Origin of the sequence: Streptomyces sp. NBC_00483 (genome assembly GCF_036013745.1) — a bacterium.
GTDB lineage: Bacteria > Actinomycetota > Actinomycetes > Streptomycetales > Streptomycetaceae > Streptomyces.
The window spans coordinates 5966891-5992096 of sequence record NZ_CP107880.1; the positions used below are offsets into that span (position 1 = coordinate 5966891).

A 25206-nucleotide genomic window follows, 5' to 3' on the forward strand; every position below is an offset into this window, starting at 1 on the left:
GTGATCAGTCCACCGTCACGTAGTCGGGACCGGAGTAGCGTCCTGTGGCCAGCTTCTGACGCTGCATCAGCAGGTCGTTCAGGAGGCTGGAGGCGCCGAAGCGGAACCAGTGGTTGTCGAGCCAGTCCTCGCCCGCGGTCTCGTTCACGATGACCAGGAACTTGATGGCGTCCTTGGAGGTGCGGATGCCGCCCGCGGGCTTCACGCCGACCTGTACCCCGGTGGTGGCGCGGAAGTCGCGTACGGCTTCGAGCATGAGGAGGGTGTTGGCGGGGGTGGCGTTGACGCCGACCTTGCCCGTCGACGTCTTGATGAAGTCGGCCCCGGCCAGCATGCCGATCCAGCTCGCGCGCCGGATGTTGTCGTACGTCGAGAGCTCGCCGGTCTCGAAGATGACCTTCAGGCGGGCGGCGCCGGAGGCCTCCTTGACCGCGCGGATCTCCTCGTAGACCTTCATGTAGTTGCCCGCGAGGAAGGCGCCGCGATCGATGACCATGTCGATCTCGTCCGCCCCGGCCGCCACGGCCTCGCGTACGTCCCCGAGCTTCACGTCGAGGGCGGCGCGGCCCGCCGGGAAGGCGGTGGCCACGGAGGCGACCTTGACGTCCGTACCGGCGACGGCGGCCTTCGCGGTGGCCACCATGTCGGGGTAGACGCAGACCGCCGCGGTGCGGGGAGTCGTGCGGTCGGTGGGGTCCGGGTTGACCGCCTTCGCGCCGAGGGCCCGGACCTTGCCCGGGGTGTCGGAGCCTTCGAGGGTCGTCAGGTCGATCATCGAGATGGCCAGGTCGATGGCGTACGCCTTCGCCGTGGTCTTGATGGAACGGGTCCCGAGCGAAGCGGCGCGCGCCTCCAGGCCGACCGCGTCGACGCCGGGCAACCCGTGCAGGAAGCGGCGCAGCGTGCTGTCGGACGCGGTGGCGTCGCTGAGAGCGGGTGCGGGTGCAGAACTGGGCATGGTCACGAGGGGAGCATATCTACGCGCGTAGCGGCTGTACAGGTCGGGGTTTACGGTTCCGGGTGCCGTGGTTGCGGACTCGGGGCTCCGCCCCGGACCCCGCGCCTCAATCGCCGGCGGGGCTTGATTTTGCCCAGCCCCTTGATTCGCGGGCCGCTTGCTTGCCCAGCTGATGGATGCGGCTATTGACGGGTCGGGCACAATCGAGCCATGACGAGCAGCCAGACCACGCCCCCGCAGGCACGTGACCGGATCTATCGGTCTCCCGCCGGTATCGCCGGTGGTGTCGTGCTGATCCTGATCGGGGCCTGGATGGGCGGCGACGCCGTGGCGTACGGGGACGGGCGGACGCCGTGGACGGTGCTGGCCGGGCTGCTGTTCGTGGTGCCGCTCGTCGTGGCGTTCACCATCAGGCCGGCCGTCTTCGGTAACGAGGAGCGGCTGCGCCTGCGCAACCCGTTCCGTGACGTCTCGCTGCCGTGGTCCGCGGTCTCGGGCTTCAAGTCCGGGTACTCGAACGAGGTCGTCGACGAGGCGGGCACCAAGTACCAGCTCTGGTCCATCCCGGTGTCGCTGCGCGGCCGGCGCAAGGTGCAGCGCCAGCAGATGCGCGCCGCCAAGGGGGGCCGCACGGCCACCGGAGCCAGCGGCCTGCCGGTGACCGAGCAGCGCTCGACCGGCGACCAGGCCATGGACGAACTGCGCGAACTCCACGAGGCGCATGCCGAGGCCGAGACGACGCAGGGCGCCACCAAGGTCCGCTGGGCGTACGAGATCATCGCTCCCGCACTCGTGGGCGCGGTACTCCTCGTCGTACTCCTCGCCATTTGAGCCCCGCCGGCGTTTGAGGCGCGGGGTCCGGGGCGGAGCCCCGATCTTTTAAGCCCCGCCTTTGGGCGAGAGCCCGCGGGGTCCGGGGCGGAGCCCCGCGGCCGCAACCCCGGCCTACGCCGAGCTAGATACCCGCCGCCCCCGCAAGGTCCCGCTTGATCGCCGCGAGGCGTTCCGTCGCGGTGACCCGGGCCGCGGGCAACGCGTCCCGACCCCCGACCGCCACCACGACCTCCAAATAACACTTCAGCTTCGGCTCGGTCCCCGACGGCCGCACCACGACCCGCGCCCCGTCGAGCGTGTACCGCAACCCGTCCGTGGGCGGCAGCCCTCCCGACCCTTCGGCGAGATCGTCCGCGCGGGTCACCGCGAGCCCCGCCAGCTCCACCGGCGGAGTCTCCCGGAGCCGGCGCATCGCGTCCGCGATGACCGACAGGTCCTCCACCCGGACGCTCAACTGGTCCGTGGCGTGCAGCCCGTGCGCGAGAGCCAGGTCGTCGAGCGCGTCCAGGAGCGTACGGCCCTGGGACTTCAGCTCGCTCGCCAGCTCGGTGACGAGCAGCGCGGCCGTGATGCCGTCCTTGTCGCGCACGCCCTCGGGGTCGACGCAGTAGCCGAGCGCCTCCTCGTAGCCGTAGCGCAGGCCCTCGACGCGGGCGATCCACTTGAAGCCGGTCAGCGTCTCCTCGTACGGGAGTCCCGCCGCCTCGGCGATCCGGCCGAGCAGCGAGGACGACACGATCGACTCGGCGAGGACACCGGTCACGCCCCGCTTCACGAGGTGCGCCGCCAGCAGTGCGCCGACCTCGTCGCCGCGCAGCATCCGCCACTCACCGCCGTCGGGCACGGCCACCGCGCAGCGGTCCGCGTCCGGGTCGTTGGCGATGATCAGGTCCGGGGTCTCACCCTGCGCGCGGGCCGTCGCGAAGGACAGGTCCATCGCCCCCGGCTCCTCCGGGTTCGGGAACGCGACCGTGGGGAAGTCCGGGTCGGGCTCGGCCTGTTCGGGCACGAGGACCGGCTCGGGGAAGCCCGCGCGGGCGAAGGCGGCGAGGAGCGTGTCCTTGCCGACGCCGTGCATCGCCGTGTAGACGGTGCGGGCCGAGCGGGCGGAGCCCGGAGCCAGGACCGCGTCCGTGCGTGCCAGGTAGGCGTTCAGGACGTCGTCGCCCAGCGTCTCCCAACCGCTCTCCGCACGCGGCACGTCGTCCAGCGACGCCACCGCGTCGATCTCCGCCGCGATCTCCGCGTCCGCCGGCGGCACGATCTGCGAGCCGTCGCCGAGGTACACCTTGTAGCCGTTGTCGCGCGGCGGGTTGTGCGAGGCCGTGACCTCGACGCCCGCGACCGCGCCCAGGTGCCGTATGGCGAAGGCGAGCACGGGGGTGGGCAGCGGGCGGGGGAGGACCGCGGCGCGCAGCCCGGCCCCCACCATCACCGCCGCCGTGTCGCGCGCGAAGTCCGCCGACTTGTGCCGCGCGTCGTAGCCGATGACGACCGGACCGTCCGTCTGGCCCTTCGCCTTCAGATACGCCGCCAGGCCCGCGGCCGCGCGGATGACCACCGCGCGGTTCATCCGCATCGGGCCCGCGCCCAGCTCGCCGCGCAGCCCGGCCGTGCCGAACTGCAGCCTTCCGGAGAAGCGCTCGCCGATCGACTCCAGATCCCCGGCCTCGATGAGCTTGGCCAGCTCCTCGCGGGTCTCCGGGTCCGGGTCCTCCGCCAGCCAGGTCTTCGCCCGGTCGAGCAGTTCGCTGCCAGATACGGTCACGGTTCGCATTCCTTCGGACGTACGGATACGACGACGGTCCCGGCGGGGACCGGACGGGATCAGATCTTCGCGAGGACCTTGGTCAGCAGGTCGCCCATGGCGGAGGCCGAGTCGCGGCCCGCCTGGAGGACCTCTTCGTGGTTGAGCGGCTCGCCGGAGAGGCCCGCCGCCAGGTTCGTCACCAGGGAGATGCCGAGCACCTCCGCGCCCGCCTCACGGGCCGCGATGGCCTCCAGGGTGGTGGACATGCCGACCAGGTCGGCGCCGAGGATGCCGGCCATCCGGACCTCGGCGGGGGTCTCGTAGTGCGGGCCCGTGAACTGGGCGTACACGCCCTCTTCCAGGCTCGGGTCGATCTCCTTGCACAGCGCGCGGAGCCGCGGCGAGTACAGGTCGGTGAGGTCGACGAAGTTGGCGCCGACGATCGGTGAGGCCGCGGTCAGGTTGATGTGGTCGGAGATGAGCACCGGCTGGCCGGGGCGCATGCCCTGGCGCAGACCGCCACAGCCGTTGGTGAGCACGATGGTCTTGCAGCCCGCTGCGGCGGCCGTGCGCACGCCGTGCGCGACGGCGGCGACGCCGCGGCCCTCGTAGAAGTGCGTACGGCCCAGGTAGACCAGGGCGCGCTTCTCGCCGACCTGGTACGAGCGGACCGTGCCGCCGTGCCCTGCCACAGCGGCGCCGGTGAATCCGGGCAGTTCGGTGAAGGGGAACTCGGCGGCGGGCTCGCCCAGCGCCTCGGAGGCGGGCGCCCAGCCGGAGCCCATCACGAGGGCGACGTCGTGGGTCTCGGCGCCCGTCAGCTCGCGCAGCCGCGCGGCGGCGGCGTCGGCGGCGGCGTACGGGTCGGCCAGGACGTGGTCCGGAGTAAGAGAAGCGTTCACGCCGACGAGGGTAGCCTGTCGCTGCCTACGCGCGTAGATGTCGGAGGTCACGTCCTGAGGATCGTTGCTTTGTCGTTTCCGACGAACGGGGGAGCGGGAAGCGCTTCAGCACGCTCTCGATACGCCCTCAGCACGCCTTCAGCAGGGCCGCTTGCGCAGCTCCATCGCGTAGTCGTGCGGCGCGCCCGCGGACTCGGCCGCGTCGGCGATCTCGCCCAGGTACCGCGCCGAGGGGAGGCCGCCCTCGTAACCGTTCAGTACGTAGAGCCACGTCGGCTCCTCGCCCTCCAGGGTGTCCACGCGGACCCGCATCCGCCGGTAGATGTCGAGGCCGACGCCCTCCCAGCGGTCCATCGACTCCTCGTCCATCGGGGCGATGTCGTACAGCGCGACGAAGACCTGTGAACGCGGCGCCTCGACGATGGTGGCGAGTGCGCCCTCCCAGCCCATGTGCTCGCCCCCGAACGTGAGCCGCCAGCCGTTCAGCCAGCCCGTCGCGCGCAGCGGCGAGTGCGGGGCGCGGCGCGTCATGAGCCGCGGGTCGAGATTGCCGGCGTACGCGGCGTAGAGCGACATGGGACCGAGACTACGTCAGACGGACCACATGTCTCGTGAGTAACCGAAGCACCCCTCTTAAGTGGGGAGGAGCGCGGCTTATGTGGGGAGGAGTGCGGCTCCCAGGAGGGGATATGCGCAGTCCGGGCCCGCGCGGTGCCCGGACGGGGGCCCCGGCTCGGTGCGGCCTTGAAGCGTGCGGGACAATGGGGCATGTGACTCGGATCGTGATCATCGGTGGCGGACCTGGCGGATACGAGGCGGCTTTGGTGGCCGCGTCCCTCGGCGCGGAGGTGACCGTCGTCGATTGCGACGGCCTCGGCGGGGCGTCGGTGCTGACCGACTGCGTACCGTCGAAGACCTTGATCGCCACGGCCGAGGTGATGACCACCTTCGACTCCTCTTATGAAGAGCTCGGCATCATCGTCGAGGACGACACCCCCGACCCGGACAGCCCGGCCCGCGTCGTCGGCGTGGACCTCGGCAAGGTCAACCGCCGTGTGAAGCGCCTCGCGCTCGCCCAGTCCCACGACATCACCGCTTCCGTCACCCGCGCGGGCGCGCGCGTGCTGCGCGGCAAGGGCCGCCTGGACGGCCAGCAGGCGCTCGACGGCTCCCGCAAGGTGATCGTCACCGCGGCCGACGGCAACGAGGAGACCCTCGTCGCCGACGCCGTGCTCCTGTGCACCGGCGGCCACCCGCGCGAGCTGGCCGACGCGCAGCCCGACGGCGAGCGGATCCTCAACTGGACGCAGGTGTACGACCTGGACGAGCTCCCCGAGGAGCTCATCGTGGTCGGTTCCGGTGTCACCGGTGCCGAGTTCGCGGGCGCCTACAAGGCGCTCGGCTCCAAGGTCACCCTCGTCTCCTCCCGCGACCGCGTGCTGCCCGGCGAGGACCCGGACGCCGCCGCCGTCCTGGAGGACGTGTTCCGGCGCCGCGGCATGAACGTCATGGCCCGCTCCCGCGCCGCCTCCGCCAAGCGCGTCGGCGACCGCGTCGAGGTCACGCTCTCCGACGGCCGGGTCATCTCCGGTACGCACTGCCTGATGGCGGTCGGCGCCGTCCCCAACAGCGAGGGCCTCGGCCTGGAGGAAGCGGGCGTCAAGGTCAAGGAGTCGGGCCACATCTGGACCGACAAGGTCAGCCGCACCACCGCTCCCGGCGTGTACGCGGCCGGTGACGTGACCGGGGTCTTCGCCCTCGCGTCCGTCGCCGCGATGCAGGGCCGCATCGCGATGTACCACTTCCTGGGCGACGCGGTCACGCCGCTGAACCTCAAGACGGTCTCGTCCAACGTCTTCACCGACCCGGAGATCGCGACCGTCGGCTACACGCAGGCCGATGTCGACTCGGGCAAGATCGACGCCCGCGCCGTCAAGCTGCCGCTGCTGCGCAACCCCCGCGCGAAGATGCAGGGCATCAGGGACGGCTTCGTCAAGATCTTCTGTCGTCCGGGTACGGGGATCGTGGTCGGCGGAGTGGTCGTCGCGCCGCGCGCTTCGGAACTGATCCACCCCATCTCGATCGCGGTCGACAACAATCTGACGGTCGAGCAGATCGCGAACACGTTCACCGTGTACCCCTCGCTGTCGGGATCGATCGCCGAAGTGGCGCGGCAGTTGCACACGCGGAAGATCGCCGAAGAGGGCTGATTTTCGCCAACGGGCCGCAGGTCACGGTGAGTTGCGGCCCATGCAGGGGGCATAGGCGGGCTGGATAGGCGCCCCGCCGCACCTATACCACTCCGGTGGTTCCTGTGCGAACAGAATCGGTAAATCGGCGCAAACTGCTGAAACCAGACGGTCGTTGGGGTTACTGTCAGTTTCGTGTTCGCTGCAGAACGTCGTCAATTGATCCTCGAAATGGTGCGAGCCAACGGAGCGGTTTCGCTCCGTGAGCTCGCCCGCGTCGTCCAGACCTCTGAAGTGACCGTACGGCGGGACGTGCGCGCACTGGAGGCAGAAGGACTCCTCGACCGCCGGCACGGCGGTGCGGTATTGCCGGGCGGATTCACGCGGGAATCCGGCTTTCCGCAGAAATCACATCTCGCGACCGCAGAGAAGACGGCCATCGCCGATCTCGCCGCGGGTCTCGTCGAAGAGGGCGAGGCCATCGTGGTGGGCGCGGGGACGACCACGCAGGAGCTGGCCCGCCGGCTCGCGCGTGTGCCGGGCCTGACCGTGGTCACCAACTCCCTCCTGGTGGCGCAGGCACTCGCCCACGCCAACCGTGTGGAGGTCGTCATGACCGGTGGCACGCTGCGGGGTTCCAACTATGCGCTGGTGGGCAGCGGTGCGGAGCAGTCCCTTCAGGGGCTGAGAGTGTCGCGCGCCTTCCTCTCCGGCAGTGGTCTGACCGCCGAGCGCGGGCTCTCCACGTCCAACATGCTGTCGGCGTCCGTGGACCGGGCGCTCGTGCAGGCCGCGTCCGAGGTCGTCGTGCTCGCGGATCACTCCAAGCTCGGTACGGACACCATGTTCCAGACCGTGCCGACCGATGTGATCACGCGTCTCGTGACGGACGAGCCGCCGGCGCACGACGACCGGGCCGCCACGGAGCTTCAGGCGTTGGCCGATCAGGGGGTGCAGGTCGCGGTCGCGGGGGCCGGGGCGGAGGACCCTTCCGGGGGCGGTGATTCCGCCCCGGCGCGTCAGTCGCGCCGGGATGTGCCGCTGCCGGGCCAGCGGCGTGGTCAGCTTCCGGGCGGTAACCATCCGTTGCGCTCGGCCCCGTTGGACACTCCGCCGGAGCGGACGGCCAGAGTGGCCGATCTCCGCCGCCGCTAATTCATTTCGCCCGTCCGGCGTTTCGGCCACGGGGCTCCGCCCCGGACCCCGCTGCTCAAACGCCGCAGGGGCTGTATTTGGCGGAGTCGGTCAGCCGGTGCAGGTATATGGAGCCCCTGCGGCGATTGAGCAGCGGGGGTCCGGGGGCAGAGCCCCCGAGAGCGCAACTCCGTTGCCGGTCAACTGGTGATCCCGCGGAGAGTCAATCGCAGCAGGCGATCCGCCAATCCCGGGTCCGACGGAGTCTCCTCCGCCGCGAGGGCGATCGCGTTCGTGAGCTGCAGGAGGTCACCCATGGAGACGTCCTGCCGCACCGCCCCCGCCCGCTGCGCCCGCGAGAGCAACGCCTGCCCCGCCTCCCGCATCGGATCGCTGCACCGGGCCAGTGCCGAACTCGCGTCCTGCGAGGCCGACATGAGGGCGCGGGAAAGACCCCGGTACTCGCTCGCGTGCGTGATGATCTCGCGCAGCCAGGTCACGAGCGCCGTACAGGGCTGCGGAGCGTCGAGAAGCGCCCGGGAGCGGGCGAGCAGATCGTTCACCGCCTCCTCGAAGACGGCGCTCATCAGCGCGTGCCGGTTGGGGAAGTGCCGGTACAGCGTGCCGATGCCGACTCCGGCCGCGCGGGCCACCTCCTCGAGGGACGCCCCCGTGCCGTGCTCGGCGAACGCGATCCGGGCCTGCGCGAGCAGCCGCTCGTAATTGCGGCGCGCGTCCGCGCGCATGCGGCGCGAGCGGTCGTGCTCGGCTGTCGTCATCGGGCCTCCCTGGGCGTGCGCGGGCCTGGTGCGCAGGACTTCAAGGATGCCCGATGCCGGGACCGCGGCGGTGCGGAGGGATCGCTTCCGCAGTAGCGTCGACGCAGAGGGCGCATGCGCAGGGCGCCCCGGAGCGCGGCATGAGCATCAGTGACGCGGGCCGGCGAGACGTACGGCAGCTCGTCCGGGAACTCGAAGAGGCCGTGGACGTGGACGAGTTGCGCTCCCACGCGGTCCGCGGGCTCGCCCGGCTCATCCCGGCCGACGCCGCCCAGTGGTACCACTTCGCCGCCCACGACGGCGCCGTGCGCGCACTCGCGCTGCCCGCGGAGTCCTTCCACGCCGACCCCGCCGTCATCTACGACCATCCCATGGACCACCCGCTGACCGGGCCCATGCTGCTCTCCGGGACGAGCGGCGCCTGGCGGGTGAGCGACGTCGCCGCCGATCGCGACTGGCGCCGCACCCACTGCTACAACCTCGATTTCCGCCCCTTCGGGATGCACCGCCACCTCGTCGCCAGCGCCCGGGACGAGGCGGGTGTCGCGGGCTACGCGCTGCTGCGCGGCGGCACCGACTTCACCGAGGAACAGCGGGATCTGCTCGACTACGCCCAGCCCCACCTCGCGGCCGCCGAACGCCTGTTGGCCGAGCGGCAGCGGATGTACGCGCTCCTCTCCGCCGCGCTCGCGTCCACCGGGCGGCCGGGGCAGGGCGTCGCCGCCGTGGCCGGGAACGGGGCGGTGCGGCCGCTCGACGCCGTCGCGGCGGAGCTGCTGCCGCGCCTGGACGGCGACCCGCGGATCGGCCTCGGAGCCCCGCCCGGCGCCTGCCGTGCCTTCCGGGCGCGCGATATCGACGTACGGGCGGTGGCGTGCGCCGTGCCCGACGTGCCGCGGCTCCTGCTGCTGCGGGACCTCGCGCCGGGCCGCGCCGCCGCCCGCGCGCTCGGCCTGACCGAACGCGAGCACCGCACCCTGGAGCACATCGACGCCGGCCGCACCCCCGCCGAGGCGGCGCGTGCGATGGGGATCTCGCTGACGACCGTACGGGGATATGTGGCCGCCCTGCACCGCAAGTTGGACGCCGGGCACACGGCGGCGCTGTTGCGAAGGGGACGCGAGGCGGGGCTGCTGGGGGAGTGAGGCCTGTGGGCGCCCGTCAGAATTGACGGCTGGTCCGGCCGGGGGCCGCCCGCTTCACTGGTGGAATCCAGTGGCATCCACGGGCATCAGGGGGAACGCCATGACCGCCACACCGTCACCAGCGCACATACCCGCCGCCGCACCAGGAGCCGCCGCCGAACGGATCCGGCCGCTGCGGGCCGTCACGGCCGCGGTCCTCGTCCTCGGGCCGCTGCTCTTCATCGTCGCCTCGCTCCTGTCCCCGTACGACATGACGGAGGACAAGACGAGGAACATCGTCGCCGACATCGCCGCGAACGAAGGTCAGGAGAAGGCCGCCGCCTGGGCGTGGCTGGCCCTGGGGATCGCGATGGCCGCCGCGGCCATCCTGGTCTCCGTGTACGTCATGGCGCGCTCGCCGAAGCTGGGGCTCGCCGGGTTGCTGCTGTTCGGGGGCGGCGCGACGGCCGCCAACCTGGCGCCCTCGTACGACTTCGTGACCCTCGCCGGCCTCGACAAGGGGGTCGACCAGGTCACGATCGTGAAGGTCCTCGACGGCGGCGACAGCCTGGCCATGCCTGCGGTCGCCGGGATCTGGTTCATCGCCGGCATCGTCTTCGGAGGCATCGTCCTCGGCATCGGCCTGCTGCGCAGCCACGCGGTGCCCGCGTGGGCGGCGTGGGTGCTGATGGCCGCGATGCCGCTGAACGTGCTGGGCTGGGTCACGGGCGTCGCGGCGTTCGCGTACGCGGGGTTCGCGCTGCTGACCGTCGCCTTCGCGGTGGTGGCCATGGACATCGCGCACCACGGCACCGGCTGGGTGCGCGGCGTCTGACCAAAGGCCGAAAGCCGAAAGCCGAAAGCCGAACGCCGAAAGCCGAACACTGAACACTGAACGCCGAAGCGCCCGTTGAACCGGTCACCGGTTCAACGGGCGCTTCGACGTTCACGCGTCGGTGCGTCAGTCCTTGATCTCGCAGATCGGGGCGCCCGAGGTGAGGGACGCGCCGATCTCGGCGGACAGGCCCTTGACGGTGCCCGACTTGTGGGCGTTCAGGGGCTGTTCCATCTTCATGGCCTCGAGGACGACGACGAGGTCGCCCTCCTTGACCTCCTGGCCCTCCTCGACCGCGATCTTGACGATCGTGCCCTGCATCGGGGAGGCGAGGGTGTCGCCGGAGGCCGCCGGGCCGGACTTCTTGGCGGCGCGCCGCTTGGGCTTGGCGCCGGCGTTGAGGCCGGTGCGGGCCAGGGACATGCCCATGCCGGCCGGGAGGGAGACCTCCAGGCGCTTGCCGCCGACCTCGACGACGATGTTCTCGCGGCCCGCCTCGTCCTCTTCCTCGCCGGGTGCCGGGGTGGCGAACGGCGGGATGTCGTTGACGAACTCGGTCTCGATCCAGCGGGTGAAGATCGTGAACGGGTCCTCGCTGCCGGTCAGTTCGGGGGCGAACGCCGGGTCGGTGACGACCTTGCGGTGGAAGGGGATGGCGGTGGCCATGCCCTCGACCTCGAATTCGGCGAGCGCGCGCGAGGCCCGCTGCAGGGCCTCCTTGCGGGTGCGGCCCGTGACGATCAGCTTGGCGAGCAGGGAGTCCCAGGCCGGGCCGATGACCGAGCCGGACTCGACGCCCGCGTCCAGGCGGACACCCGGTCCTGCCGGGCCGTCGAACTTGGTGACGGTGCCGGGGGCGGGCAGGAAGCCGCGGCCCGGGTCCTCGCCGTTGATGCGGAACTCGAAGGAGTGGCCGCGCAGTTCGGGGTCGCCGTAGCCGAGCTCCTCGCCGTCGGCGATGCGGAACATCTCGCGCACCAGGTCGATGCCGGCGACCTCTTCGGTGACCGGGTGCTCGACCTGGAGACGGGTGTTGACCTCGAGGAAGGAGATCGTGCCGTCCGCGCCGACGAGGAACTCGACGGTGCCCGCGCCGACGTAGCCGGCCTCCTTGAGGATCGCCTTCGAGGACGAGTACAGCTGCTCCAGCTGCGCCTCGCTCAGGAACGGCGCCGGGGCCTCCTCGACGAGCTTCTGGTGGCGGCGCTGGAGCGAGCAGTCACGGGTCGAGACGACGACCACGTTGCCGTGCTGGTCGGCCAGGCACTGGGTCTCCACGTGGCGCGGCTTGTCCAGGTAGCGCTCCACGAAGCACTCACCGCGACCGAAGGCGGCGACCGCCTCGCGCACCGCGGAGTCGTACAGCTCCGGCACCTCTTCGAGGGTGCGGGCGACCTTCAGGCCGCGACCGCCGCCACCGAAGGCGGCCTTGATCGCGATCGGCAGGCCGTGCTCCTCGGCGAACGCGACGACCTCGTCGGAGCCCGCGACCGGGTCCGGGGTACCGGCGACCAGCGGGGCGCCCGCGCGCTGCGCGATGTGCCGCGCGGCGACCTTGTCGCCGAGGTCGCGGATCGCGTGCGGGGGCGGGCCGATCCAGATCAGCCCGGCGTCGAGGACGGCCTGGGCGAACTCGGCGTTCTCCGACAGGAATCCGTAGCCGGGGTGGATGGCGTCCGCGCCGGAGTCCTTCGCCGCCTGCAGCACCTTGGCGATGTCCAGGTAGCTGGTGGCCGGGGTGTCCCCGCCAAGGGCGAAGGCCTCGTCGGCCGCACGGACGTGCAGAGCGTCCCGGTCCGGCTCGGCGTAGACGGCAACGCTCGCGATCCCCGTGTCCCGGCACGCCCGGGCCACGCGGACAGCGATTTCGCCACGGTTGGCGATGAGCACCTTGCGCACGATGGCTCCCTCCTTGCTGTGTCTTCCCGGGGGCATCCCCCGGACCCCCGGCCGTTGTCGCCCGAGCCGGGGCGGTCGGCGGGTCACCGTGAAGCTTGACTCACTGAAACAAGCTGAGTTTAGGGACTGCCGACACGGACCCACGAGCCGTCCCCGGGCGTGAGCTTGCCCACACGGAGTGTCACCCGGGGTTCACGGGTCCGTGAAATCCCTTGTCGCGCCTGGATACGCGCGATCCTTCACCGCAACCCTAGCCCGCCTCTGTGGCCAAGGTCTCTGTGAGACCGTGCTGCGGCCCGCGGGCATTCTTTGTGGAGTCCCTACGAATGGCCCAATGATTCTTTGCCTTCTGCAGAACCCTTGTACCGGGGTTTACCCGTTAGTAGCGTTCGGGATGTCTTGGCCGTACTAGCGGTAACAGTCAGCGGAAGTGGGTGGGACCGGTGGCACGCAGGCCGGTGGCGTGGGTGGCGGCGATCGTGTTGTTCGCGGAGGCGCTCGGGATTGTCTTTCTGAACTGGTTCCTCGGCCTGGTGGTCGACAACCAGGACATGTCCCTGGCGGGTCTCGATCCGCAGGCGATGTCGGTGGGCGCGTGGATCGCGGGAGGCCTGTTCGGGCTCTATCTGGTGCTGTGCGGGATCGTGCTCGTGCGCACCGCGATCGTCGACCGGGCGCCGGGCACGGTCGGGCGGATCCTGCTGATCAGCGTGGCCGTCGTGCACGGCCTGCTCGGCGCGTTCTCGATCAGCCTGGTGGGCTGGTCCAGCTTCGTGTTCATGATGATCGTGCTCGCCCTGCTCGTGCTGACGCTGGTGGCGTACGACCGGCACGAGCAGGGGGAGCGGCGCGCGGAGGGGGACACCCCCGCGCAGAACGGCCCCGCTACTCCGCCGGCGCCCACAACTCCGTGATGCCGATGCCCAGTTCGGCGAGGAGTCGGCGGAGCAGGGGCAGCGAGAGTCCGATCACGTTGCCGTGGTCGCCGTCGATGCCGTCGATGAACGGGGCCGAGCGGCCGTCCAGGGTGAACGCGCCCGCCACGTAGAGGGGTTCGCCCGTCGCCACGTACGCGGCGATCTCCTCGTCGCTCGGCTCGCCGAACCGGACGACGGTGGAGGCGGTGCCGGAGCTGTACCGGCCGCTCGCCGTGTCGTAGACGCAGTGGCCGGTCTGCAGCGTGCCCACGCGGCCGCGCATCGACTTCCAGCGGGCCGTGGCCTCCTCGGCGTCGGCCGGCTTGCCGAGCGCCTCGCCGTCGAGGTCGAGCACGGAGTCGCAGCCGATGACGACGGCGCCGCCCGCCTCGGGCCGCGCCGCGACCACGGAGGCCTTGGCCTCGGCGAGGGCGAGGGCGAGTTCGGCGGGCGTCGGGGCCGTCACGGCGTCCTCGTCGACCCCGCTGACGATCACCTCGGGGGCGAACCCGGCCTGCCGCAGCAGGCCGAGGCGGGCGGGGGACTGGGAGGCCAGGATCAGTCGGCGTGGAGCAGTCATGCGACTCAGGTTATCCAGGGTGACGCGGTGCGTTCCCGGCCGGCGGCGCTAACCGGTCCCCAGCATCAGGAACATGACGACCATGGCGAGCGCCAGCAGGAAACCCGCGCGCCGCAGCATCGCCTGCGTTTCGCGGAGCTCCTCTGGGGGCTCGTCATCGGGGTCGGACCACAGCACATACAGCATGGTGCTGCTCGCGCGTGCGGGGCGCCTGAGTACGCGTACTCAGGCGCCCCGCTACGAAAGGACTAATTCACGCGGGCCAGTAGGTACGGGACCAGCTCGACGCCCCCGGCGCCGGCAACCGGTGCCGGGCGATGCGGGACGGGTCGGACCACGCGTCCCGGCCCGCCGTCGCGGCCGGGGCGTCCGGGACCGCCGCGGCGCGCGCCTGGACCACCGCCAGTGCGGCGGCCAGCTCCTCGGGGGTCGGATTGCCCCGTACGACCTTGATCATCATGATCCGGCTCCTAGAGGGGGATGTTGCCGTGCTTCTTCGGGGGCAGTGATTCCCGCTTCGTACGCAGCTGACGCAGGCCGCGCACGAGGTGGGCGCGGGTGTCGGAGGGCATGACCACCGCGTCGATGTAGCCGCGCTCGGCCGCCGTGTACGGGTTGAGGAGGGTGTCCTCGTAGTCCTGGATGAGCTGCGCGCGGGTCTCCTCGACGTTCCCGGCGGCCTCGGCCGCGGCGATCGTCTTGCGGTGCAGGATGTTCACCGCGCCCTGCGCGCCCATGACGGCGATCTGCGCGGTGGGCCAGGCCAGGTTGAGGTCGGCGCCCAGGTGCTTGGAGCCCATGACGTCGTAGGCGCCGCCGAAGGCCTTGCGCGTGATGATCGTGATGAGCGGGACGGTGGCCTCGGCGTACGCGTAGATCAGCTTGGCGCCGCGCCGGATGATGCCCTCGTGCTCCTGCTCGACGCCCGGCAGGAAGCCCGGGACGTCGACGAAGGTCAGGACGGGGACGTTGAAGGCGTCACACGTCCTGACGAACCGCGCGGCCTTCTCGCTCGCGTGGATGTCGAGGCAGCCGGCGAACTGCATCGGCTGGTTGGCGACGATGCCGACCGGGCTGCCCTCGACGCGGCCGAAGCCGGTGATGATGTTCGGCGCGAACAGCGCCTGGGTCTCGAAGAAGTCGGCGTCGTCCAGGACGTGTTCGATCACCGTGCGCATGTCGTACGGCTGGTTCGCGCTGTCCGGGATGAGGGTGTCGAGCTCGCGGTCCTCGTCGGTGAGCTCGAGGTCCGCCTCCTCCGGGAAGGAGGGCGGCTCGCTCAGGTTGTTCGACGGCAGGTAGGACAGCAGCGACTTGACGTACTCGATCGCGTCCTTCTCGTCGCCCGCCATGTGATGCGCGACACCGGAGCGCGAGTTGTGGGCGCGGGCACCGCCCAGCTCCTCGAAGCCGACGTCCTCACCGGTGACCGTCTTGATGACGTCCGGCCCGGTGATGAACATGTGCGAGGTCTGGTCGACCATGACCGTGAAGTCGGTGATCGCGGGCGAGTACACGGCGCCACCGGCACAGGGGCCCACGACCAGGCTGATCTGCGGGATGACACCCGAGGCGTGCGTGTTGCGGCGGAAGATCTCGCCGTACATGCCGAGGGCCATGACGCCCTCCTGGATGCGGGCGCCGCCGGAGTCGTTGATGCCGATGACCGGGCAGCCGGTCTTCAGCGCGAAGTCCATCACCTTCATGATCTTCTGGCCGTAGACCTCGCCGAGGGCCCCGCCGAAGACCGTGAAGTCCTGCGAGAACACGGCGACGGGGCGGCCGTCCACGGTGCCGTATCCGGTCACCACGCCGTCGCCGTACGGCTTGTTGGCATCGAGGCCGAAGTCCGTCGACCGGTGCCGGGCGAACTCGTCCAGCTCCACGAAGGAGTCCTCGTCGAGCAGCAGCTCGATCCGCTCGCGGGCGGTCAACTTGCCCTTGGCGTGCTGCTTTTCGACCGCGCGGGCGGAACCCGCATGGGTCGCCTCATCGATCCGGCGCCGCAGATCCTCGATCTTGCCTGCGGTCGTGTGGATGTCGGTCTGCGCTGTCGGCTGTTCCAACTCGGACATCGGGATGCGGCTCCCTGCCTGCTTCGACGCTGCTCACGGGGACGGTTCGGGGGCGGTTCGGGGACGGTTCAAAAAGGGGAGTGGGGCTACTGATCCGTAGCGTAGTGGCCTGAATACCGTTCAGCAGTGCGGTCTTTGCCACACCTAGGCTGGGTTGCATGACGCCGCGAGATGGTTCAGACGTACCCGCCAACCCCTGGTCCGACCTGGACAGGCCGCCCCTGGCCGAGGCCGGCCTCCGCCGGTCCCTGGTACGGGAAGGGGGACTGTGGTCGTCCGTGGAGGTGGTGCCCCGCACGGGGTCGACCAACACGGATCTGGTGCGGCGGGCCTCGACGGGACCCGTCGCCGAGGGCACCGTGCTCGTCGCCGAGGAGCAGAGTGCGGCGCGCGGGCGGCTCGATCGGAGCTGGTCGGCGCCGCCGCGCTCGGGCCTCTTCTTCTCCGTGCTGCTCAAGCCGGGCGAGCACGAGGTGCCGGTGGCGCGCTGGGGCTGGCTGCCGCTGCTCACCGGGGTCGCGGTGGCCACGGCGCTCTCCTCGGCAGCCGGCATCGACACCGCCCTGAAGTGGCCGAACGACGTGCTCCTCACGGTCGACGGCGAGGAGCGCAAGGCCGGCGGCATCCTCCTGGAGCGGGCCGGGGCGGACGGCGTCGTGATCGGCGTCGGCCTGAACGTGTCGCTGCGCGCCGACGAGTTGCCCGTCCCGACGGCGGGTTCGCTGGCGCTGGCCGGGGCGAAGGTGGTGGACCGGGAGCCGGTGCTGCGGGCCGTGCTGCGTTCTTTGGAGCGGTGGTACGTGGAGTGGTGTGCGGCCGAGGGGGACCCCGGGCTTTCCCGTTTGCAGGAGTCGTACGCGGCGGGCTGTGCCACGCTCGGCCGCCAGGTGCGGGCGATTCTTCCGGGGGACCGGGAGCTGGTGGGGGAGGCGGTCGCGGTGGACGGCGACGGGCGGCTTGTCATCGCGCCGGCGGACGGCCCCCGCGAGGCGGTCGGCGCGGGCGACATCGTGCATCTGCGGCCTGCGTAGGTACGGACCGCCGGGCGGCTCAGGACCCACGCCACCCGGAAGCGAACGGAGTGACGTGGGGCACAGGGGCTGCCGTAGAGTTGAGCCCGGTCGATACCTGACCGCGGCAGATCGGAAGGGCAGCAGGCGTGACCGTCGACGACTCGGGCTCCGGCACGGGCTCTCCCACCGACCCCGAGAAGCCGGAAGGTGCGGAACCGGAAGAGGCAGAAGCAGAGGCCGAGGATCCCCTCGCTCTGCGGCTCGAAGGGCTCATCCTCGGGGCCGAGCGCAGATACACCCCGTTCCAGGCGGCGCGCAGTGCGGGCGTCTCCATGGAGCTGGCCTCCCGGTTCTGGCGGGCCATGGGGTTCGCCGACATCGGGCAGGCCAAGGCGCTGACCGAGGCGGACGTGCTGGCGCTGCGGCGCCTCGCAGGACTCGTGGAGGCCGGGCTGCTCAGCGAGGCCATGGCCGTACAGGTCGCCCGGTCCACCGGACAGACCACGGCGCGGCTCGCCGAATGGCAGATCGACTCGTTCCTTGAGGGCCTCACCGAGCCTCCGGAACCCGGCATGACCCGCACCGAGGTCACGTACCCGCTGATGGAGCTGCTCCTGCCGGAGCTGGAGGAGTTCCTCGTCTACGTGTGGCGGCGCCAGCTCGCCGCGGCGACCGGCCGCGTCGTGCAGGCCGGTGACGACGAGGAGATGGTCGACCGGCGGCTCGCCGTCGGCTTCGCCGATCTGGTCGGGTTCACGCGGCTGACGCGACGTATGGAGGAAGAGGAGCTCGGCGAGCTCGTCGAGGCCTTCGAGACCACCGCCGCGGACCTCGTCGCGGCGCACGGCGGCCGGCTCGTCAAGACCCTCGGCGACGAGGTCCTGTACGCGGCCGACGACGCGGGCATCGCGAGCGAGATCGCGCTGCGCCTGATCGAGACGATGAGCAACGACGAGACGATGCCGGAGCTGCGCGTCGGCATCGCGTTCGGCACGGTCACCACGCGGATGGGCGATGTCTTCGGCTCGACCGTGAACCTCGCGAGCCGCCTCACGTCGATAGCGCCACGGGACAACGTGCTGGTGGACGGCGCCTTCGCCCAGGAACTGATCAGGATCGGGGAGACGCCCACCTCCGAGGCGGAGGCCGCCGCCGAGGCGCAGAAGGCGAAGGAGGACGGCGAGGAGCCGCCCACCTACCGGTTCGCGTTGCAGCCCATGTGGCAGCGGCCCGTGCGAGGCCTCGGCGTCGTGGAGCCCTGGACGCTGACCAGGCGCACCTGACAACCTTGGCGGTTAACTGGCGTTAACCGAAGGGGCGTGTCATGGGTGACGAGCGGCGGTTCGGGGAGTTCGTGGCGGTGCGGCGCCATGAGGGCGGGACGGTCGCCGAGCTGGTGCTCGACCGGCCGAAGGCCATGAACGCCGTGTCGAGCGACATGGCCCGCTCGATCACCGGCGCCTGCGAGGCGCTCGCGGGCGACCGGGACGTCCGGGTCGTCGTCCTCACCTCCAGCTCCGAGCGCGCCTTCTGCGTCGGCGCAGACCTCAAGGAGCGGAACTCGTTCTCCGATGCGGACATGCTGCGCCAGCGGCCCGTGTCCCGCGCCGCGTACACGGGCGTCCTTGAGCTGCCGATGCCGGCGATCGCGGCCGTGCACGGCTTCGCGCTCGGCGGCGGCTTCGAGCTGGCGCTCGCCTGCGACCTGATCGTCGCCGACGGGACGGCCGTCGTGGGGCTGCCCGAGGTGTCCGTCGGCGTGATCCCCGGCGGTGGCGGTACGCAGCTCCTTCCGCGCCGCGTCGGCGCCGCGCGGGCCGCCGAGCTGATCTTCACGGCGCGCCGGGTGCGGGCGGCGGAGGCTGCCGAGCTCGGGCTCGTGGACCAGGTCGTGGATGCGGGCGCGGATCGCGAGGAGGCGCTCGCGCTTGCCGCGCGGATCGCCGCCAACTCGCCGGTCGGCCTGCGCGCGTCGAAGAAGGCGCTGCGCCTCGGGCACGGCCTCGACATGCGGGCGGGGCTTGAGGTGGAGGACGCGGCGTGGCGGTCCGTGGCGTTCTCCGGGGACCGGGCCGAGGGGGTGGCGGCGTTCAACGAGAAGCGCAGTCCGCAGTGGCCCGGCGAGTGACGGGGGCCGGTCGCGGCGCCGAGTCGCGTCGTCACGTTCAGTAACTTGCCTCTGGCCGGAAGCCCCGGATCGGCGCACCGAATTCACCGAAATGTCGGAAAACTCCTTACTCTGGAGTGATGGGTGATGACGTCCGGCTACGCGCCGTAGTGACGCTCGCGCAGGGCATGGCCGCTGCGCGCAGCCCGCGCGACTCCTGGCGCGCGGCCGCGCTCGGCGCCTGCCGGGCGCTGTCCGGGAGCTTCGCCGCACTCTCCATGTGGGAGCGCGAGCGCGGCCGCCTACGGGTGCTCGTCAACGTGGGGGAGCTGGCCGAGGGCGAGGAGGAGTTCCCCGACGGCGAGGGCTACCCGGTGCACCAGTTCCCCGAGATCACCGAGTTCCTGCACGAACGGTGGGCCAAGGGCGGCGAGCCCGACGCCTGGGTCGAGACGGCCGAGGGCCCCGTGGCCCGGGCCGGCTACTGCCACCAGCGGGTCGCCGCGCTGCGCCGCCGGGGCCGCGGCTGCTGCGTCGTCGCGCCGATCGTGCTGCACGGGCGGGCGTGGGGCGAGCTGTATGTGGCGCGACCGACCGGGGCCGAGGTGTTCGACCGCTTCGACGCCGACTTCGCCACGGTCCTCGCGGCGGTCGTCGCGGCCGGCATCGCGCAGACCGAACGCCTGGAGGAGGCGCGCCGGCTCGCCTTCACCGACGCCCTGACCGGCCTCGCCAACCGGCGCGCGGTCGACATACGCCTCGACGAGGCCGTGGAGCGGCACCGGGCCGACGGCTCCGTGGTCAGCCTCGTCGTCTGCGACCTCAACGGCCTGAAGCGGGTCAACGACACCTACGGGCATGCGGCGGGCGACCGGCTCCTCGAACGGTTCGGCTCGGTGCTCTCGCTGTGCGGGGCGATGCTGCCGGGAGCGCTCGCGGCGCGGCTCGGCGGCGACGAGTTCTCGCTGGTCGCCGTGGGGCCCTCGGCCGACGAGGTGGTCCGGGTGGGCGACGAGATCTGCTTCCGGGCCGCCGAGTTGGACCACGGCGACGGCGTCGCGTGCGGCGTCGCGTCGACCGGGGACCCGATCGGCGAGGTGCACAACGCGCGCCGCCTCTTCCGCCTTGCGGACGCCGCCCAGTACAAGGCGAAGGCCCTGCGCGCGGCGAAGCCCGTGGTGGCCGGCCGCGACGGCGGCCTCGACGACCCGGTCGTCCGCCTCGCGGACTCCCCGCCACCGGCCGCGGGCGAGGGGGAACGGCGCCGGATCAGGGGCCTGGAACCCGGCACCGACCGCCGACACCCGAACTGACGCGCGCCCCGGGCCAGTTACCCCCTGGGACTCCTACGTCTCCTACGCCTCGTACGCCCTGCCCCTGCGCACCGAGTACGCCACGAAGCCGACGCCCAGGCCGAGGAAGGCCGAACCGCCGATCACGTACGGCGTCGTGTCCACCTGCCCTGTGTCGGCCAGGCGGAGTTGACGGTCGGACTGCTCGGTGACCACCGTGGCGGTCCGCTGCTGGTCGGGATGGGTGATGTGCTCGGGGTTCGCCGTCGCTGTGGGAACGAACCAGAGCGCGCCGAGGAGCGCCGCGGCGGCAGTGGCGGTGAACAGTGATCGACGTGCGGCAGACACGGAAGCGATCCCCCTTGTGGCGCTGGCGAATTGGCCGTGTGCCCTCATGTTAGTGATAGGCGCGGGTCACAGGAAAGTCACGAGGCGAATGGGTCGTACGCTCCGGCCATGAGTACTGATGACACGTCACGTTTTGTTCGGCTCAAGGTGGAATTGGTCCTGGAGGTCGCCGACGCGGAGGCGCTGACCGGGGCCGCGTTGCAGCGCGTCGCGGAGGACGAGGAGACCGGGCCCGAGGGGCGGGCCCAGGCGGTGAGCGCCGTGGAGGAGGACGAGGCGGAGGCGGTCGCGTACCTCGTGGACCCGTTCGATCTGGTCGCCGATGTTCCGGGGGCCGAGCTGGTGCAGGCCTCCTGGTCCAGCGAGCAGGTCGATTACGACCCCGACTCGCCGGATTGGGACCTCGGCGAGGATGATGAGGAGGGGGACGCGGAAGACGGCGTGTAGCGGTCCTTGAAACGGGAACCCTGGGCGGCAACCACTGCCCGGGGTTTTGTCGTCCCTGGTGAGGGGCCCGACGTGGCCTTGCCCACACCGGCGGTTCTTCGGGAACGGGACGAACCGGTCAAGGCGTTCACTGGGTACGAGGGGACTGTTGTGTCCTCTTGGGCCCGCTGTCGACCGGGCTCGGGGCGGTCGACAGCAGGGGAATTCGGCGAAGTCGGGAAATTCGGCGACTATGGAGAAGCGTGTGATAACGGACGGTAAGCGGCGCAAGGGTCTGATGGCCGCGTCCGCTCTGCTCGGCGGTGTGCTCGTGCTGACGGCCTGTGGTGGCGGCGACGGCGGCGGCTCCGGCGGCAAGAAGGAATCGCAGGCGCAGGCCGACGAGGCCGCGGCGAAGAAGACCTCCGAGGCCGACATCAAGATCGCGCCGAAGGACGGCTCCGACAACGCGAGCATCAACAGTGCCGCGAAGGTCACCGTGAGCAAGGGCAAGCTCACCGACGTCACCATGACCACGGCCGACGGTACGAAGATCGACGGTCAGATCGCCGCGGACAAGAAGAGCTGGAAGCCCACGAACCAGCTCGAGCGCGCGACGACGTACAAGATCGCCGCCGAGGCGAAGGACTCCGACGGCCGCGCGGCCCACGAGAACTCGCAGTTCACGACGGTGTCCCCGGCCAACAGCTTCATCGGGAACTTCACGCCGGAGGACGGCTCGACCGTCGGTGTCGGCATGCCCGTGTCGATCAACTTCGACAAGGCGATCAGCAACAAGGCCGATGTGCAGGACGGCATCAAGGTGACGTCCAGCAGTGGGCAGGAGGTCGTCGGGCACTGGTTCAACGACACCCGGCTCGACTTCCGCCCCGAGGACTACTGGAAGGGCGGCTCCACGGTCACCCTGAAGCTGGACCTGGACGGGGTCGAGGGTGCGGACGGCGTGACCGGCGTGCAGCAGAAGACGGTCTCGTTCAAGGTCGGCCGCAACCAGGTGTCCACGGTCGACGCGAAGACCAAGATGATGACGGTCACGCAGGACGGGAAGACCGTCAAGACCATCCCGATCTCCGCGGGCTCCCCCGAGAACAAGACGTACGAGGGCCAGATGGTGATCTCCGAGAAGTTCAAGGAGACCCGGATGGACGGTGCGACGGTCGGCTTCAAGGACGGCGACGGCAAGGGCGAGTACGACATCAAGGACGTGCCGCACGCGATGCGTCTGTCGAGCTCCGGCACGTTCATCCACGGCAACTACTGGGGCGCCAAGTCGATCTTCGGTGGCGCGAACACCAGCCACGGCTGCGTCGGTCTGCAGGACGCCAAGGGCGCCAATGACAACAGCACGCCGGGCGCCTGGTTCTACAACAACTCGATGGTCGGCGACGTCGTCGTCGTGAAGAACACCGGCGACAAGACGGTCCAGCCGGACAACGGGCTCAACGGCTGGAACATGGACTGGTCGCAGTGGAAGGCCGGTTCCGCCGAGTAACGGACCGGTCATACCCCGGCGGGGGTCTCATGCCGTTCTCATGACGGCCTCACGCAACCCTTACAACACCGCCATACCGTTTCGCCGCAGCGGGAGCCGGAGCGTCATCGAACGCTCCGGCTTCCGCTGATTCCTGTCAGCGCCCGTATTTGTGGGCCGTCATCGGCGAGGCTTCGATGTTCTTCACCTATCTCCGGCGTGAGCTGCGCCGCCGCAGAAAAGCGGCGCTCGTCGTCGCCTCCGGGCTCGCGCTCGGGATCGCGCTCGTCATCGTGGTCAACTCGGTGTCCTCCGGGATGACCCAGGCGCAGGGGAAGGTCCTGCAGTCGCTCTACGGCCTGGGCACGGACATGACCGTCACCAAGGCCGCGAGCGCGCCGAAGGCGGGCGACGACACGGGCCGCCCGAAGTTCAACTTCGACGCCAAGGACAGCGACTCCGGGAAGAAGGAGCAGTCCAGCGACCGGGTGATGGTGCAAGGATTCCAGACCCTCGCCGACTCCACGGTCTCGAAGGTCGCCGACCAGAAGGGCGTCGCCGACACGGTCGGCGGGCTGAGCCTTCAGGTGATGAAGGTCAGCGGGCAGTTCACGCGCGGCCAGTTCAAGCAGGACCAGAGCAACGGCGGCGGCACGCAGGGCGGCGGCCCCGGCGGCGGTGAGGGCGGCCAGCCGCAGGGCCGCGTCCAGGGCGGCGGCGCCAACTTCGACGTCAACTCCTTCTCCGTCTACGGCACCGACGTCACCCAGCAGAAGCTCGGCCCGCTGACCTCCTCGAAGGTCACCAAGGGGCGCAGCTTCAAGACCTCCGAGTCGAACGCGAAGGTCGCCGTCGTCGACTCCTCGTACGCCAAGGAGAAGAAGCTCGCCGTCGGCGACAAGGTCACGGTCAAGGGCGCCAAGTACCAGGTCATCGGCGTCGCGACCGCCGACAGCGGGGACGCCGCCGCCAATGTCTACGTGCCGCTGAAGCAGGCCCAGACGCTCGCGGACGCCAAGTCCAAGGTGACGACGGTCTACGTCAAGGCGACCGACTCGCAGCAGATCGACGCCGTGAAGACGGCCATCCAGAAGAACATCGACGGCACCACCGTCACCACGTCCGCCGATCTCGCCGACACCGTCTCGGGCTCCCTGTCGACCGCCTCGAACCTCGCCTCGAACGTCGGCAAGTGGCTGTCGATCGCGGTGCTCGTCGCCGCCTTCCTGGTGGCGGGGCTGCTCACGTCCTCGGCCGTGTCCCGGCGGGTCCGGGAGTTCGGCACGCTCAAGGCGCTCGGCTGGACGTCGGGCCGGGTGACCCGGCAGGTCGTCGGTGAGGCGGTCGTCAACGGGCTGATCGGCGGCGTCCTCGGCATCGCCGTCGGGCTCGCGGGCGCGTACGCGGTGACCGCGATCAGCCCCACTCTGTCCGCGCAGCTCGGCGGCGCGGGTGGCGGTGGCGGCATGGGCGGCGGCGCCGGTGGCGCGGGCTTCGGAGGCGGTGGCGGCGGAATGATGCGCCAGGCGGCAGGGGGAGGGGCGAAGACCCTCGACATCGCGCTCAGCGCGCCCGTCTCCGCGACCACCATCGCCCTCGCGGTCGGCCTCGCCGTCGCGGGCGGCCTCATCGCCGGCGGCTTCGGTGGCTGGCGGGCCTCGCGGCTGCGCCCCGCGGACGCGCTGCGCCGCGTCGAGTAACACCACCGGTAACGCCAATCACCTTACGTAGTACAGGAGTTGCACCATGTATCAGCTCACCGGCGTGACCAAGCAGTACCGGCGCGGCAAGGACACCGTCGACGCGCTGGCGGGCGTCGATCTGGCCATCGGCGACGGCGACCGGCTCGTCATCCAGGGCCCCACGGGCGGCGGCAAGTCGACCCTGCTCCAGATGCTCGGCGGGCTCGACCGGCCCACGGCGGGCAGCGTCGTGCTCGACGGGGTCGACCTGGCGACGCTGCCGGAGGCCCGGCTCACCAAGGTCCGCGCCGAGTCCATCGGCTTCGTCTTCCAGTCCTTCAACCTCGTCCCGACGCTCAACGCGCTGGAGAACTGCGAGACGGCCCTGGTGCCGCTGGGTCTGAAGAGCGCCGAGCGGCGGGAGCGGGCCGCGGAGGCGCTGCGGTCCGTGGGGCTCGGGGAGCGGCTGCGGCATCTGCCTGCGGAGCTGTCCGGCGGCCAGCAGCAGCGTGTCGCCATCGCGCGGGCCCTGGTGAAGAACCCGAAGGTGCTGCTCGCCGACGAGCCCACGGGCAACCTCGACGAGTCGATGCGCGACGAGATCATGGACGTACTGGAGGAACGCTGGAAGGAGCACGGCCTGACGTTCGTGATGGTCACCCACGACTCGGCGATCGCACGGAAGGCGCCCCGCCTCGCGACGATCAGCAAGGGGCGGATCACGGTCACGGAGAACGCCTCGGCGGCCTGACCCGGACCGGCGTGATCCGGACCGGTGTGCCCGGACCGGCCCGACCCGGACGCCTCACAGGTGTCGTCGAAGTGAACACGTTTTGGGCAAAGGGTTGTGCTCGAATCGGAAGGTGTGCC

25 protein-coding genes are annotated in these 25206 nt (G+C 70.9%); 14 read left to right on the forward strand and 11 right to left on the reverse strand.

The features are described 5' to 3' along the window. Positions 1-4: 4 nt before the first annotated feature. On the reverse strand, positions 5-958 hold the full coding sequence (deoC, locus tag OHA73_RS26890; protein WP_267069430.1) for a deoxyribose-phosphate aldolase: 954 nt from the start codon (positions 956-958) through the stop codon (positions 5-7). A gap of 210 nt (positions 959-1168) precedes the next feature. On the opposite strand from deoC, the gene OHA73_RS26895 reads away from it, so the two are divergent. After that, positions 1169-1789, forward strand: a complete 621-nt coding sequence (locus tag OHA73_RS26895) for a PH domain-containing protein (protein ID WP_327656335.1) — start codon at positions 1169-1171, stop codon at positions 1787-1789. Between the two features lie 124 nt (positions 1790-1913). Here the strand turns inward: OHA73_RS26895 and OHA73_RS26900 are convergent, their stop codons facing one another. The 3 genes from OHA73_RS26900 to OHA73_RS26910 form a co-directional block, all read right to left on the reverse strand. Continuing rightward, complete coding sequence (locus tag OHA73_RS26900) at positions 1914-3560, reverse strand: phospho-sugar mutase (protein WP_327656336.1); 1647 nt, start codon at positions 3558-3560, stop codon at positions 1914-1916. A gap of 59 nt (positions 3561-3619) precedes the next feature. Next, positions 3620-4444 carry a purine-nucleoside phosphorylase gene (locus OHA73_RS26905; RefSeq protein WP_266713432.1) on the reverse strand — a complete coding sequence of 275 codons (825 nt, stop codon included), beginning with the start codon at positions 4442-4444 and terminating at the stop codon, positions 3620-3622. A 138-nt stretch (positions 4445-4582) separates the two neighbouring features. Next, on the reverse strand, positions 4583-5020 hold the full coding sequence (locus OHA73_RS26910; RefSeq protein WP_266713434.1) for a gamma-glutamylcyclotransferase: 438 nt from the start codon (positions 5018-5020) through the stop codon (positions 4583-4585). Between the two features lie 185 nt (positions 5021-5205). Between OHA73_RS26910 and OHA73_RS26915 the strand changes: the two genes are divergently transcribed. Next, positions 5206-6654 (forward strand): NAD(P)H-quinone dehydrogenase, encoded by a 1449-nt coding sequence (locus tag OHA73_RS26915; RefSeq protein WP_327656337.1) that lies wholly within the window; start codon positions 5206-5208, stop codon positions 6652-6654. A 174-nt stretch (positions 6655-6828) separates the two neighbouring features. Next, a complete protein-coding gene (locus OHA73_RS26920) occupies positions 6829-7788 on the forward strand; it encodes a DeoR/GlpR family DNA-binding transcription regulator (RefSeq protein ID WP_266713438.1) in 960 nt (319 codons plus the stop codon). A 179-nt stretch (positions 7789-7967) separates the two neighbouring features. On the opposite strand, the gene OHA73_RS26925 is transcribed toward OHA73_RS26920, so the two are convergent. Beyond that, positions 7968-8546, reverse strand: a complete 579-nt coding sequence (locus OHA73_RS26925; protein ID WP_327671427.1) for a TetR/AcrR family transcriptional regulator — start codon at positions 8544-8546, stop codon at positions 7968-7970. A gap of 140 nt (positions 8547-8686) precedes the next feature. Here OHA73_RS26925 and OHA73_RS26930 point away from each other — a divergent pair, with 140 nt between their 5' ends. Next, a complete protein-coding gene (locus OHA73_RS26930; protein ID WP_327656338.1) occupies positions 8687-9691 on the forward strand; it encodes a helix-turn-helix transcriptional regulator in 1005 nt (334 codons plus the stop codon). Positions 9692-9791: 100 nt separating this feature from the next. Continuing rightward, entirely contained in the window at positions 9792-10505 is a 714-nt protein-coding gene (locus OHA73_RS26935) for a hypothetical protein (protein WP_266713442.1), read from the forward strand. Between the two features lie 126 nt (positions 10506-10631). Here the strand turns inward: OHA73_RS26935 and OHA73_RS26940 are convergent, their stop codons facing one another. Then, the gene (locus tag OHA73_RS26940; RefSeq protein ID WP_267069425.1) at positions 10632-12404 is read right to left on the reverse strand and encodes an acetyl/propionyl/methylcrotonyl-CoA carboxylase subunit alpha; all 1773 of its coding nucleotides are present in this window, start codon (positions 12402-12404) and stop codon (positions 10632-10634) included. A gap of 434 nt (positions 12405-12838) precedes the next feature. Between OHA73_RS26940 and OHA73_RS26945 the strand changes: the two genes are divergently transcribed. Then, complete coding sequence (locus tag OHA73_RS26945; RefSeq protein WP_327656339.1) at positions 12839-13318, forward strand: hypothetical protein; 480 nt, start codon at positions 12839-12841, stop codon at positions 13316-13318. Here the strand turns inward: OHA73_RS26945 and OHA73_RS26950 are convergent. The 4 genes from OHA73_RS26950 to OHA73_RS26965 form a co-directional block, all read right to left on the reverse strand. Beyond that, positions 13290-13901 carry a nucleoside triphosphate pyrophosphatase gene (locus tag OHA73_RS26950; protein ID WP_266713448.1) on the reverse strand — a complete coding sequence of 204 codons (612 nt, stop codon included), beginning with the start codon at positions 13899-13901 and terminating at the stop codon, positions 13290-13292. The two genes, OHA73_RS26945 and OHA73_RS26950, sit on opposite strands and share 29 nt — an antisense overlap. A gap of 48 nt (positions 13902-13949) precedes the next feature. Further along, positions 13950-14078: a morphogenic membrane protein MmpB gene (gene mmpB, locus OHA73_RS26955; protein WP_266713450.1), complete on the reverse strand. Its 129-nt coding sequence runs from the start codon at positions 14076-14078 to the stop codon at positions 13950-13952. 76 nt (positions 14079-14154) lie between these two features. Then, positions 14155-14361, reverse strand: coding sequence for an acyl-CoA carboxylase subunit epsilon (locus tag OHA73_RS26960; protein ID WP_327656340.1), 207 nt, complete (start codon positions 14359-14361; stop codon positions 14155-14157). 10 nt (positions 14362-14371) lie between these two features. After that, positions 14372-15976 carry an acyl-CoA carboxylase subunit beta gene (locus tag OHA73_RS26965; RefSeq protein ID WP_266713454.1) on the reverse strand — a complete coding sequence of 535 codons (1605 nt, stop codon included), beginning with the start codon at positions 15974-15976 and terminating at the stop codon, positions 14372-14374. A 158-nt stretch (positions 15977-16134) separates the two neighbouring features. Between OHA73_RS26965 and OHA73_RS26970 the strand changes: the two genes are divergently transcribed. From OHA73_RS26970 to OHA73_RS26985, 4 genes are all read left to right on the forward strand, one after another. After that, on the forward strand, positions 16135-17007 hold the full coding sequence (locus tag OHA73_RS26970; protein WP_267069423.1) for a biotin--[acetyl-CoA-carboxylase] ligase: 873 nt from the start codon (positions 16135-16137) through the stop codon (positions 17005-17007). A 128-nt stretch (positions 17008-17135) separates the two neighbouring features. Next, the gene (locus tag OHA73_RS26975) at positions 17136-18272 is read left to right on the forward strand and encodes an adenylate/guanylate cyclase domain-containing protein (RefSeq protein WP_266713459.1); all 1137 of its coding nucleotides are present in this window, start codon (positions 17136-17138) and stop codon (positions 18270-18272) included. A gap of 41 nt (positions 18273-18313) precedes the next feature. Then, entirely contained in the window at positions 18314-19117 is an 804-nt protein-coding gene (locus OHA73_RS26980; protein ID WP_327656341.1) for an enoyl-CoA hydratase/isomerase family protein, read from the forward strand. Between the two features lie 119 nt (positions 19118-19236). Further along, a complete protein-coding gene (locus OHA73_RS26985; protein WP_267069421.1) occupies positions 19237-20409 on the forward strand; it encodes a GGDEF domain-containing protein in 1173 nt (390 codons plus the stop codon). Between the two features lie 42 nt (positions 20410-20451). Here the strand turns inward: OHA73_RS26985 and OHA73_RS26990 are convergent, their stop codons facing one another. Continuing rightward, a complete protein-coding gene (locus OHA73_RS26990) occupies positions 20452-20784 on the reverse strand; it encodes a hypothetical protein (protein WP_266713465.1) in 333 nt (110 codons plus the stop codon). A 60-nt stretch (positions 20785-20844) separates the two neighbouring features. On the opposite strand from OHA73_RS26990, the gene OHA73_RS26995 reads away from it, so the two are divergent. From OHA73_RS26995 to OHA73_RS27010, 4 genes are all read left to right on the forward strand, one after another. Next, entirely contained in the window at positions 20845-21183 is a 339-nt protein-coding gene (locus OHA73_RS26995) for a hypothetical protein (RefSeq protein ID WP_327656342.1), read from the forward strand. A gap of 232 nt (positions 21184-21415) precedes the next feature. Continuing rightward, the gene (locus OHA73_RS27000) at positions 21416-22675 is read left to right on the forward strand and encodes a L,D-transpeptidase (protein WP_327656343.1); all 1260 of its coding nucleotides are present in this window, start codon (positions 21416-21418) and stop codon (positions 22673-22675) included. A 176-nt stretch (positions 22676-22851) separates the two neighbouring features. Continuing rightward, positions 22852-24354, forward strand: coding sequence for an ABC transporter permease (locus OHA73_RS27005; RefSeq protein ID WP_327656344.1), 1503 nt, complete (start codon positions 22852-22854; stop codon positions 24352-24354). A 46-nt stretch (positions 24355-24400) separates the two neighbouring features. Further along, positions 24401-25087 carry an ABC transporter ATP-binding protein gene (locus OHA73_RS27010; protein WP_266713473.1) on the forward strand — a complete coding sequence of 229 codons (687 nt, stop codon included), beginning with the start codon at positions 24401-24403 and terminating at the stop codon, positions 25085-25087. Positions 25088-25206 lie beyond the last annotated feature (119 nt).

Excerpts from the sequence above, each read along its gene's own strand:
- OHA73_RS26935 (WP_266713442.1), top strand. The coding sequence starts at position 9,792 with ATGACCGCCACACCGTCACCAGCGCACATACCCGCCGCCGCACCAGGA.
- deoC (WP_267069430.1), bottom strand. The coding sequence starts at position 958 with ATGCCCAGTTCTGCACCCGCACCCGCTCTCAGCGACGCCACCGCGTCC.
- OHA73_RS26970 (WP_267069423.1), top strand. The coding sequence starts at position 16,135 with ATGACGCCGCGAGATGGTTCAGACGTACCCGCCAACCCCTGGTCCGAC.
- OHA73_RS26930 (WP_327656338.1), top strand. The coding sequence starts at position 8,687 with ATGAGCATCAGTGACGCGGGCCGGCGAGACGTACGGCAGCTCGTCCGG.
- OHA73_RS26990 (WP_266713465.1), bottom strand. The coding sequence starts at position 20,784 with ATGAGGGCACACGGCCAATTCGCCAGCGCCACAAGGGGGATCGCTTCC.
- OHA73_RS26985 (WP_267069421.1), top strand. The coding sequence starts at position 19,237 with ATGGGTGATGACGTCCGGCTACGCGCCGTAGTGACGCTCGCGCAGGGC.
- OHA73_RS26895 (WP_327656335.1), top strand. The coding sequence starts at position 1,169 with ATGACGAGCAGCCAGACCACGCCCCCGCAGGCACGTGACCGGATCTAT.
- OHA73_RS27000 (WP_327656343.1), top strand. The coding sequence starts at position 21,416 with ATGGAGAAGCGTGTGATAACGGACGGTAAGCGGCGCAAGGGTCTGATG.
- OHA73_RS26965 (WP_266713454.1), bottom strand. The coding sequence starts at position 15,976 with ATGTCCGAGTTGGAACAGCCGACAGCGCAGACCGACATCCACACGACC.
- OHA73_RS26980 (WP_327656341.1), top strand. The coding sequence starts at position 18,314 with ATGGGTGACGAGCGGCGGTTCGGGGAGTTCGTGGCGGTGCGGCGCCAT.
- OHA73_RS26950 (WP_266713448.1), bottom strand. The coding sequence starts at position 13,901 with ATGACTGCTCCACGCCGACTGATCCTGGCCTCCCAGTCCCCCGCCCGC.
- OHA73_RS27010 (WP_266713473.1), top strand. The coding sequence starts at position 24,401 with ATGTATCAGCTCACCGGCGTGACCAAGCAGTACCGGCGCGGCAAGGAC.
- OHA73_RS26910 (WP_266713434.1), bottom strand. The coding sequence starts at position 5,020 with ATGTCGCTCTACGCCGCGTACGCCGGCAATCTCGACCCGCGGCTCATG.
- OHA73_RS26925 (WP_327671427.1), bottom strand. The coding sequence starts at position 8,546 with ATGACGACAGCCGAGCACGACCGCTCGCGCCGCATGCGCGCGGACGCG.
- OHA73_RS26995 (WP_327656342.1), top strand. The coding sequence starts at position 20,845 with ATGAGTACTGATGACACGTCACGTTTTGTTCGGCTCAAGGTGGAATTG.
- OHA73_RS26915 (WP_327656337.1), top strand. The coding sequence starts at position 5,206 with ATGGGGCATGTGACTCGGATCGTGATCATCGGTGGCGGACCTGGCGGA.
- OHA73_RS26960 (WP_327656340.1), bottom strand. The coding sequence starts at position 14,361 with ATGATGATCAAGGTCGTACGGGGCAATCCGACCCCCGAGGAGCTGGCC.
- OHA73_RS27005 (WP_327656344.1), top strand. The coding sequence starts at position 22,852 with ATGTTCTTCACCTATCTCCGGCGTGAGCTGCGCCGCCGCAGAAAAGCG.